The following is a 9,721-nucleotide window of genomic DNA, read 5'->3' as shown; positions in this document are numbered from 1 at the left end:
CCGATTTCCTTTTTTCGAAGCTCTGGATCTTTGAGGTACTGAAAGATCTTTCCAAACTCGCGGATGTTCTTTTTGGACGTGGCCATGCTGCAAGCGGTCAAGAGTGGGGTTGAGGAAAGGAACAGCGCAGGAAGCGCAGTCAGAACGGATCGACGATTCATTGAGTAGGAGATCACTTGGGTCTGATTGCATCGAGCGGCGGTGGATATCCCATGGCGGGAAAGTGCTCGGCCAGGAAATACCAATCCGGCACCTCCCCCTTCTCTCCTGCAACACGACCAAGACCGGCCATCGTTCTCCCTGCGTTCGTGCTCACCACACTGATCGGGAAAACCCACGGATCTGTGCATTGCATGTCCTTGACCCAGTCTTCGTCTTCCTTCATCGGTTCTGGCTTTCGCAGACCCACCTCGCAAAAAGTCGCCTGGATGCGCCGAAATGCCGAATCGGCCGGCTTGCCCACCACACCTGTTGCAAAGGCTCTTGAGAGTGCCGCCATCCCTTCGTTGCTGACTGTCGCGCTGCCGGGAGAGCCTGGTTTGTCCAGATTGGTGTCAACGCGGTGCCATTTCTTGAGGCCGCTTCTTTCGTCGCCCTCAAACACCCACAGCGTCAAGCTTGCAATGCAGTTGAGCTTTTTCATCTGTCGACTCAGTCGAAGCGGAATCTGCGTGTTACCCATCGCGAACTGAGGAATATCGCCAAACTCAAGCGGCTTATCGATGTTGCCCTTCGCCGGCAGGCCGCTCATCACGTGCAGGTAGTCCAGCGCCACGCACAGCCTTGGCTTCTCGTTGTACGCCTTGCCGTCTTCGATGCGGCAGCGGTAGGTGCTGACCTGGCTGATATTGCCCGTGGCCGGCTCCAGCAAAGTGCCCGCAGGTGGCCGCCCTGTCCATGCGCTGAGCTCACCATCCAGGTTCTGATAGCCAATCGGGCCACCGCAACTGCTGACGATCAGGGCCGTCTGCGTATCGGCGGGCACGGTCTGCACCTTGTGAATCCCCGGGTCCGTGGCCGATACGACCTGGATGTAGGGCTTGGTATCCGGCCCGTCGCTTTGCCACTCGACCTGATAGACGCCGCTGCGATGGCTATGGCCTGACAAATGCCAGTCGACCTGTGCACCGCCCTTGGGTCTGCGCCGGCCCGCGCGCACGTAGTGTTCAAAGTAGTGGGCAAGCCCTCGCTCGCAGGTCCCCACATTGACGTGGTTGAAACCCGCGGGCTCATCTGGCAGGCCGGTAGCGCTGTTGTGCGGCCACAAGCGCGCTTTGACCAACTTCTTCTTCACATTGCTGTACGGCTGTGGCTCATCAAAGCTCACGATGGTGAAGTGGCTGGCTACCGTAAGGCTTGTTTTGCTGCCGGCAGCCTTGTACTTTTGAGCCTGGGAGAGCAACTCGAATTGCGCTGTGCTCCACGACTCTGTGGCGCGCGGCAAGATGCCCGCGCCTTGCCTGTCAACACCACCGAAGTCCTCCATATGTGGCAATTTGGCGGGATCGACCAGTTCGCCCAGATTCTTGAAGTTTTCGTCGGTGCCCCAACCCATCGGCGCAATGACCTGGAGGGTTCCTGCCGCACTGTCATCGTCGCTCTGGGCACCATAGGCGACCACCACATCGGCCAACGGCGTGAACAGCGCGTAGAACCAATCGAACTGACCACTGTGGAAATTGAATCCCGTCAGAGCCTGCCCGTAGGTTGGACCATATGCCAGGCAGGCTTCGTAGATGGTCATGTTGTGGTCACGACTCATCCCTTCATTGGCTTTGCCGCGGGTCCAGTCGCTGGCCGCTTCGATCTGCTTGCGGTGCTCTGCAAGTTCGCTGCCGTCCAGGGTGCCGCGTGCCGTCTTGAGCGCCTTCGAGAGACCTTCGTTGAGGCCACCCAGCCTGTCCTCGGCAGCGCGGGCGACCTGCTCGACACCTTCTACGCCCCGACCTGCCGCCTCGCTTGGAGAAACGCCGGTGGCTGACTTGAACCAGCCAGATACCTTGTCGACGACGGTCCCCGCTCGATCGCGCAAGGCACCGCCACTGCCAGTGACCGCGGCCCTGGCAATCTCGCTGCGTTTCGCGGGGTCGGCCGCGGTTTCCAGCACGCCGAGCTTGAATGCCCAGTTGGCCATGTCTCCGGCCTCCACCCGCGCACTGATGCCGTAGGGCACCTGGTACGCCTCATGGTTGCCGCTGGTCATGAAGATGGGCAGGCTGTACTTGCGGTACATCTCACGGACCAGGCTGAACACGAGCATGTCGTCCAGCCCGCGCGGGTACAGCCTCTTGCCGTTGGCCGGGTCATCGATGTTCGCCAGCAGGTTGAAGCTTTTCCATTGCTCGCCGATGGCCTTGTTGCCCGTCGCTTTTCCTGCAGCGACCTGCGCCGGGTTGAGGTTGCGGTTGAAATCGATCAGGTCGCCGGTGAGCAGCACCGCATCGGCCTTCTCGATCTTGTCGCCACCCAAAGCCATCTTCTCGAACAACGCGCGCAGCGCATCGAAGCTGTTGCACACCTTGGTGCCGACTGGCGTGTTCCATTTCACGTCGGCCACATCGCCTTCGAGCACCTGAGCCATGCTCTTGCCCATCGCGGTATGGCGAACATTCACGTGCACGTCGGACAGGTGGCCCAGCTTCAACGGACGCGCGGGCATGTACTTCACGGGGTGCCAGCTTTGCAGGCGTTTGCCTGCACCGGTTTTTTGCGGCGGCAACTGGTTGGCCGTGGTGCGGGCGCCCTTGGACAGGTCGAACTCGTGGAGGTTCGCGAAGTGAAAAGGGTCCTTGGTGGATTGCTCGCGCAGGAACTTGGCAATCATCAGGTCCTGCGGCTCGGCGTGCGTGGCGTTGGGCAGGAGCTGCTTGCCGGCGTCGTTGAGCTTGACCATCCAGGCAAAGCTCATGAAGCTGCCCGAATTGATGCCCTGGAACGGCGCGGCCTTCAGATCGATCTCGATCTCGTAGATGTCCCCGCCTTGCAGATCCTTGTAGACCTGGGCCGCCATCGGTGCGATGGTGGCAAAAGGCCGCCGATGGCGATCCTTGATGAGCACCCCCGCTCCGAAGAGGCCGACCCGCCAGGCCTTGATGTGCTGCGGAGCCGTTGCACAGGTATTGCCATCGCCAAACAGCGTGCCGGTGGTCGTGTCGGTCTGGGTGCCCTTCTCCTTGATGGAGTAAAGCCGCAAATGCCGGTCGACGAATACATGCAGGTTGGGTGCAGGCGCGGGGATGAGGCCGCCTGCACCCGAGGCCGCCTTCAAGCTCGACTCGCCGACGATGAAGATGCTGCACTTGGTCTGCCCTTCTTTGAGCAGCAACGGCGTTCCCAGGCTCGGATAAAGGATGAGCGCCGATTTGTCGACCGGGTCACTGCAATCACAAACGCCCGGGATGCGATTCTTGGCGGATTGCGCGTTGGCAGCGCTGCTGCCGAGGTTGGGAACGGTGGCCATGATTCAGCGAACTTCGGTGCGCGGGATGTGAAAGGGGTGTGCGGATACGGCAGCGAGACGTCGTTGACGCAGGGGTTCGAGCAGTGCGTGCGAATGCAGCGCAAGCACCTGCGGCGCCTCTTCGACCAGGTCTTGCCACACCGTGTTGTCGATGTCCGCGATGGCTGCACCGAGGCCTCGCTCGCCAGTGACCGCAGCGGCAAGGATGGGTTGCAGTGCCTGTGCATCGGCAATGTCGGGGTGCAGGCGCAACCCCATGGCCAGCAACATGTATTGATCGGCCCAGTCGTCCAAGCCAAGGCGCCGGGCATCGTCACGCAACTGATGCGCCAGGCGGTGTTGCAACGCCGGCGCCATGTGATCGAGTTCACCGGGCTCGATGTCGTTTTCACGCACGGAAGCGAGCATGGTTTCTGCCGTGTTGAGTTGGTCGAGTGCCAGCAGCAGCGTCTGGTCAAGCGGCAGCGGCTCGGCGCGCGGGGCTGCCCTGTTGAAACTGGGCCCCTGCATCAAGCGCGGTGAGAAATCGGCACGCCAGGCGGCCCACCAACGAAATGCCTGCATGAATTGCTGGCGATCCGCTGCGGGCCAGCAGCCGGGCATGTCCAGCCCGATGCGTGGGTCGAACCAGCGCAGCACCGCACCGCAGGGTTCATCGCCCTCGATCATCGGGTCCGGCGGAATCAGGCCCTCCAGCCAGCTTCTCATGTGGCTCGCCAGATCGCCCAAAGCGAGGGGTGAGGCCACCATGCTCAACGCATGATGAACGCCTGCATGCAGGGCCAGCGTCTCCAGCAGAGTGCCCGCAGGCTGTGCCGGAAACCGGATCAACCACGGCCCCTGATCGGCCAGTTCGGATTCGGGCGTGCCTTCGAACAAGCGCTCCACCTCCAGCCCATGCGTTTGGACACCGAGGGCAATGGCCCCGCGATCGGCCATCTCGCACTGGCCGAGTTCGACCAACGCATAGCGCGGCATGCTCGCACTGCAGGCCAGCAGCACCCCCATGTCATGCACCAGTGTCTGCGCGACTTCCTTGTTGAACACCACGGGCTCGTGCGGCTGCAGACCGCCGTCGACCGGCATCGCTTGTTGGGTTGGATACGCTGACACGGTCACTGTCGAGGTGCCACTGCGGCAGCGCGCGCTGCAGCCTTTGCCATGCACTCTTTGCACACGGCTTGAGGTAAACGCATCTCCGGCACCGGCAGGTTCTTAGGGCCCGTCGTGATGTGGGAAGCCGCGTGCTCGCGCCAGATGCCCGTGGTGCCGTTCTCGATGCCTGCTCCGTTCCAATGGGTGTAGCTGGCACCGCCGTTGATGATCACTTCTTCCTTGGCCGTGATCGTGATCTTGTTGGCTTCGGCCTTGACGTCCAGTTTGGCCAGGATGTTGATGTTGTCCTTCAGGGCCTGGATGTCGATGTCGGAATTGGCGGCGATGAGCCGCATGCCTTTCTCGAAGGCTGCGATGCGCACCGCGTCCTTGGCACTGACCAGCAAGCTCTTGCCCGCCGCAATGCTGGTGTGCGCCCCACTGGTGATCGCATGGTGCTCGGTGCTCACCAGGTGAATCGATCCGCCCGTGGTGGCCTCGATCCCCGAAGGGCTGGCCAGCACCACATGCGGCTCGTTGAGTTCGGGGAACTCGCCCTCGGCCTTGTTGCCCCCGCCAGAACCCTTGATCGCATCGTTCTGCGCCTTCAGGCTTTGGGTCACCTCGTCCTGGTCGCCGGCCTCGTGCGCCTTGGCCTGCTGCGCCGCTTCACTCAAGCCCTCGTGCAGTTCCCGCCCCTGGGTCAGGCGCTGCACCGTCTCGCCCATGTCGGTGATGTGGGCCTGCGCATTGGCGCGCGCCTCGGTGCTGATCAGGAGCCCGTCCTGGGCCCGGATGGCGCCGTGGCCGTCCGTGCGCAGCTCGAAGCCCTGGCCCCGGGCGTCCTTGCGCCCGGCGTTGTCTTCGACGCGCGTGATGTGCCCCAGGCTCAGGGAACTGCTGTCGTGGTCGCTCTTGAGCTGTGCCTGGATCTTGCCTTCGGTGTCGTCCAGCAGCAGGTGGTTGCTCTTGCCGCCGGCCTCGTTGCCGCTGGCGCCCGCGAGTTCACGGCTTCTGAGGCCCATGAGGGCCTTTTGCTCGGGCAGCTTCCACGGCGGCATGCGCTGCGCGTTGTAGACCACCCCCATGACGATCGGGTGGTCGGGGTTGCCGTCCAGGCATTGCACGATGACTTCCGAGCCGACGCGGGGCGTGGAGACGGCGCCCGTCTCTCCACCCGCCCAGGGGCTCATCACACGTACCCAGGCGGAGCTGCGTTCGTCGCTCTGGCCTTCGCGGTCCCAGTGAAATTGCACCCGGATGCGCCCGTACTCGTCCGTGTGGATGCTGCCCTCGGCAGACGGTCCCACCACGGTCGCCGTCTGTGGCGCCATGACGCGCTGCTCCACGCTGTGAAAGCCTCGACCGGGGCGCCAGGGAACGAAGCGGCGGCTGCAGACGAAACTGTTCCTGTACTCGGCCCGCGACCCCTTGGGTTTGCCCTCCGCGGTGGAGGGCTTCTGCAGGTAGTTGTTGCTCGCGCGATGCTCCACCGAAAGGACGAGGAATTCGCTTTCAGAGCTTTCGCCTTGCGTGCGTCCGAAGTGGTCGGTCAGCCGGAACCAGCGCCCGGGCAGCACGAATCGATTGTTGCCCTGCGCCTCAAAGCGCTTGGCCTTCGCCTCGATCTCGCCGATGCGCCGACGTGCCACACCTTCGCCTTCGAGCGACGTCTTGAAGTGACGCGCGCCACCGTACTCATGCACCTCCAACTGAGGCACGTCGCCCTGCTGGTTGTTGCTGGGCATAGAGGCATGCTGCGGACGCGCGTTCTTGAAGTCGAAGGCGCTGACGGCCGCTTGCGCCGAGACCAGCTCGCGCACGGCACTCCATTGGCCGATGCCATCTTCTTCTTGCGCACCACCTTCGTTCTGGAACCGGATCTCCGGCACCGAACCGTCCACGGCCTTGGCAAGCGTGCTGTCGTCGCACACATGCAGGGTGTGCCCTTCGGTCGAGTGCTCGTACCAATAGCTGTAGCCCGCCGCCTCCCAGCGCCGGTGCAGGTAGTTGTGGTCAGTCTCGCCGCCAGCCCCGCCGCCCTGCACGGCCATCGTGTGAGGTGTGTCGTCGCCGCGGACGAGCCACTCCCATCGGGGTAGCACGCCGTAGTCGCCGAAGATGGCCTCGGTCTGTGCGCGCAGCGTCTGGCGATGGAACAGGCGATTGTTCGCACGCAGCCGCAGGTACTTCAACCACGGGCCGAGCCGGGCTTCATAGAAGGCCAGGTTGCCGTCCGTGCGCACGAGCCGGAACTCGAAGACGATGCCGGTGAAATAGCGAAGCGTTCCGTCGGGGCGTACCAACTCGACGCAAAGCATCTTGCCCTGCAGGTCCTTGAGTGCCAGATCGGCATTGCTGCTCAGGAGCCCGACCGTGAAATCGAAGTCGCGCGACAGGCCTTCGGACGCAGAGAGTGTGTTGACCACGAGGTCGCCACCTGCGGGCTCCCCGCCCTGGGGGAACGACAGTCGCAGCAGCCGGTCGTGCTGCCGGTCGGCGACAAGCTCCGCGAGATGAGGGCTCGACGGGTCGCTCATCGGATGCGACCGTGCAAGAACAATCTCGCCACGATGTGGTTCACGCGGACTCCCCCTTTGATTCTTGTTTTCAAGAAAGGCGCGCAATCACCGCCTTTCGCAATTGCATCCAAATACATCAGGCACGCTCCCTACCTGATCATGTGAAGGTTAATTTTCTTTCTATTTGATCTCTATTTTCTCACGCGTGCCAGAGGAGTTTTCACAGGAGAACTGAGAGTAATCCATTCGTTTTCCAATCGAGCAACGGGCTGCCTCCGATTTAAATGACGCCTTGTTAAGGTGTGAGATCAAACCGGTGGCAATTCATGGGAGTGAAAAATAAATTGAGCCAAAAGTTCAAACTTTCTAATTCGCCGAATTTGTAAAAGCGGGGCGTGTTGGTAGCGACAGCTGTACACGACCTCGATGCGCACGAGAACGTGTTGCGCAAGGGGGCGCTCCACACTTTCAACGCGTTTTGCAATGCGAACTGCTGCCAGTGGCGCGCCGGCAAGCACGCAGGGGAAGGCCACCGAATACCCAGAACAGGTGAGTGTGCTTGTTTACATTTGTCGTAAGAATGAATACTTTCAATTCCCAGTAGCCGAAGAGCCGCAGAGCTTGGTCAGGGTGGGATCTGGACAGCATGGTCACTCTGACAAATGTCGTCGACTCATTCGGTTTCCGCCTGCCCCTGCCACCTTCAGGACATGGACCGCCAGCCGCGCAGAGGGTGGATGCGCCTGCTGCCCTGGCTGCGCCTGTACCGCTGCTCGAGCTGCAGCAGGATGCGGCTCCTGTCCAAGCAGAAGGTGGACAGCGCCCGCCTCCTGCACGCGGCCCAGGTGCGCGCACGCGGGGGCTGAGGGCGTCGGCCCCGATTTCCCTGCTATCATTTTTTCGTTCGCGCGCCCTGTGCGAACCGGGCCGAGGACGACCTCGGTCTTGCACCTCCACCTTGCAAGGGACGGCCCTTTCCTGACTTCTCGCGAAGTTTCGACATGGCCGCACTGCTCCCTTCCTGGCGCCTCGCTGCGCAACGCTTCTTCTCCCGTTTCCGCCTTCCTCGCGCTCGCGCCACCGTGCCGGATGCCTTCCGGTTGACGCTCGGCGCCGTGCGCCTGCACGTGCGCACGGGCGCGACCCGGCTGTCCTACCGCGCCGAATGCCCGCGCGCACCCACCGCATCGGGGGCCGCGCGATGAACGGTCTTGATCTGCACTGGCCCGCGCTGACCATGGCGGTGGCGCTGGCCTACGCTGCCTGGCATGCGCGCCGCGAAGGCTGCGAACCCCGCGACGTGAAGGCCCTGTGGGCCGCGAGCGGGCTGAGCCTCGCTGGCAGCGGCCTGCTGGCCCTGGCTTCCCTCTTGATGTCGGAGTGACAACGCCCATGACAACAACACCCTCCTCCACCCGCCTCGTGCCGCCCGCCACCTGGGCCCTGATCGCCGCCGCCTGGCTCGTGGTCGGCCTCTTCGTCGCCTTCGGTGACCGCTGGCTGGCCGCGCCGATCAGCCCCGTGGTGGCCGGCTGCGTGTTCCTGGCGCTGTTCGTCACCATCCTGGCCGCATCGTTCGGCGTGGTGCGCGAGGCAGACCACCTGGCGCACCAGCTGGGCGAGCCGTACGGCACGCTGATCCTGACGCTCTCGATCGTGTCGATCGAGGTGATCCTCATCGCCTCGGTGCTGCTGGGCCCGGGCGAGTTTCCGACCATCGGGCGCGACTCGATCTTCGCCGTGATGATGATCATCCTGAACCTCGTCATCGGCATCTGCCTGATCGCGGGCGCGGCGCGCCACGGCGACCAGGAATACAACGCGCAGGGCGCCGGCGCCTACCTGTCGATGATCGTGCTGCTGACCGGCACGGCGCTGGTGCTGCCCAACCACAGCTCGGGCGCGGGCGAGTTCACGCCGGTGCAGGCGATCGGCATGTCGGTGCTCACCGCCGTGCTGTACGGCGCGTTTCTCTGGATGCAGATGCGCAGCCACCAGCGCTTCTTCATCCAGCCGGCGCCGGGGCGGATGTCGGTGCGGGCGACCTCGCCCTCGCCTGCCGCGCAGGCGGAGCACGCCCGTCTGGACAAGCGCGCCGTGGTCGTTCGCTCGCTGCTGTTGCTCGCGATGATCCTGCCCATCGTGCTGCTCGCGCACTACCTCGCGGTGGTCACCGACTACGGCATTGCCGCGGCCGGCGCGCCCGCGGCCGTGGGCGGCGTGCTCATCGCCATCATCGTGTTCACGCCCGAGTCGATCACCGCCGTGCGCGCCGCGATGAACAACGAGATGCAGCGTGCCATCAACCTGTGCCTGGGCGCCTTCGTCTCCACCGTCGGGCTCACGGTGCCGGCCGTGCTGGTCATCGGGCTGGTCACGGGCAAGCAGGTGCTCATGGGCATCTCGGGCGCCGAAACCCTGCTGTTCGCGGTGACGGCGGTGCTGAGCCTGCTGAGCTTCAACGGGCAGCGCACGTCGCCGATCCAGGGGCTCATGCACCTGATGCTGTTTGCGGTGTACGGAATGCTGCTGTTCCTGCCCTGAGGCCGCGCAACGGGGTTACCCCGCGGCCTGCGCCTTCGCCAAGGCAGGCGGACGCCCCGTTGAGGTACCTCGCCCTCTCCGAGGCCTCCCCAACCGGCAC

General features: G+C 63.5%; 6 protein-coding genes. 3 read left to right on the top strand and 3 right to left on the bottom strand.

Annotated elements, in window-relative coordinates:
- Positions 1-172 precede the first annotated feature (172 nt).
- Genes AC1RGU_RS15435 through AC1RGU_RS15425 form a run of 3 tightly spaced genes read right to left on the bottom strand, consistent with a single transcriptional unit; the run spans position 173 to position 7,095 of the window.
- A complete protein-coding gene (locus AC1RGU_RS15435) occupies positions 173-3,460 on the bottom strand; it encodes a metallophosphoesterase (protein ID WP_492696777.1) in 3,288 nt (1,095 codons plus the stop codon).
- Between the two features lie 3 nt (positions 3,461-3,463).
- Positions 3,464-4,546 carry a DUF4123 domain-containing protein gene (locus AC1RGU_RS15430; protein ID WP_492696776.1) on the bottom strand — a complete coding sequence of 361 codons (1,083 nt, stop codon included), beginning with the start codon at positions 4,544-4,546 and terminating at the stop codon, positions 3,464-3,466.
- 29 nt (positions 4,547-4,575) lie between these two features.
- The gene (locus AC1RGU_RS15425; protein WP_492696775.1) at positions 4,576-7,095 is read right to left on the bottom strand and encodes a type VI secretion system Vgr family protein; all 2,520 of its coding nucleotides are present in this window, start codon (positions 7,093-7,095) and stop codon (positions 4,576-4,578) included.
- Between the two features lie 983 nt (positions 7,096-8,078).
- Between AC1RGU_RS15425 and AC1RGU_RS15420 the strand changes: the two genes are divergently transcribed.
- Genes AC1RGU_RS15420 through AC1RGU_RS15410 form a run of 3 tightly spaced genes read left to right on the top strand, consistent with a single transcriptional unit; the run spans position 8,079 to position 9,621 of the window.
- Positions 8,079-8,282 (top strand): hypothetical protein, encoded by a 204-nt coding sequence (locus AC1RGU_RS15420; RefSeq protein ID WP_095947072.1) that lies wholly within the window; start codon positions 8,079-8,081, stop codon positions 8,280-8,282.
- The gene (locus AC1RGU_RS15415; protein ID WP_095745833.1) at positions 8,279-8,461 is read left to right on the top strand and encodes a hypothetical protein; all 183 of its coding nucleotides are present in this window, start codon (positions 8,279-8,281) and stop codon (positions 8,459-8,461) included. The genes AC1RGU_RS15420 and AC1RGU_RS15415 overlap by 4 nt, the downstream gene beginning before the upstream one ends.
- Before the next feature lie 8 nt (positions 8,462-8,469).
- Positions 8,470-9,621, top strand: a complete 1,152-nt coding sequence (locus AC1RGU_RS15410; RefSeq protein ID WP_492696774.1) for a calcium:cation antiporter — start codon at positions 8,470-8,472, stop codon at positions 9,619-9,621.
- Positions 9,622-9,721 lie beyond the last annotated feature (100 nt).

This window comes from Variovorax sp. GW823-FHT02B07 (assembly GCF_058797695.1).
The sequence above is the reverse complement of the archived record's forward strand: the minus strand, read 5'-3'. Positions and strand labels throughout refer to the sequence as shown.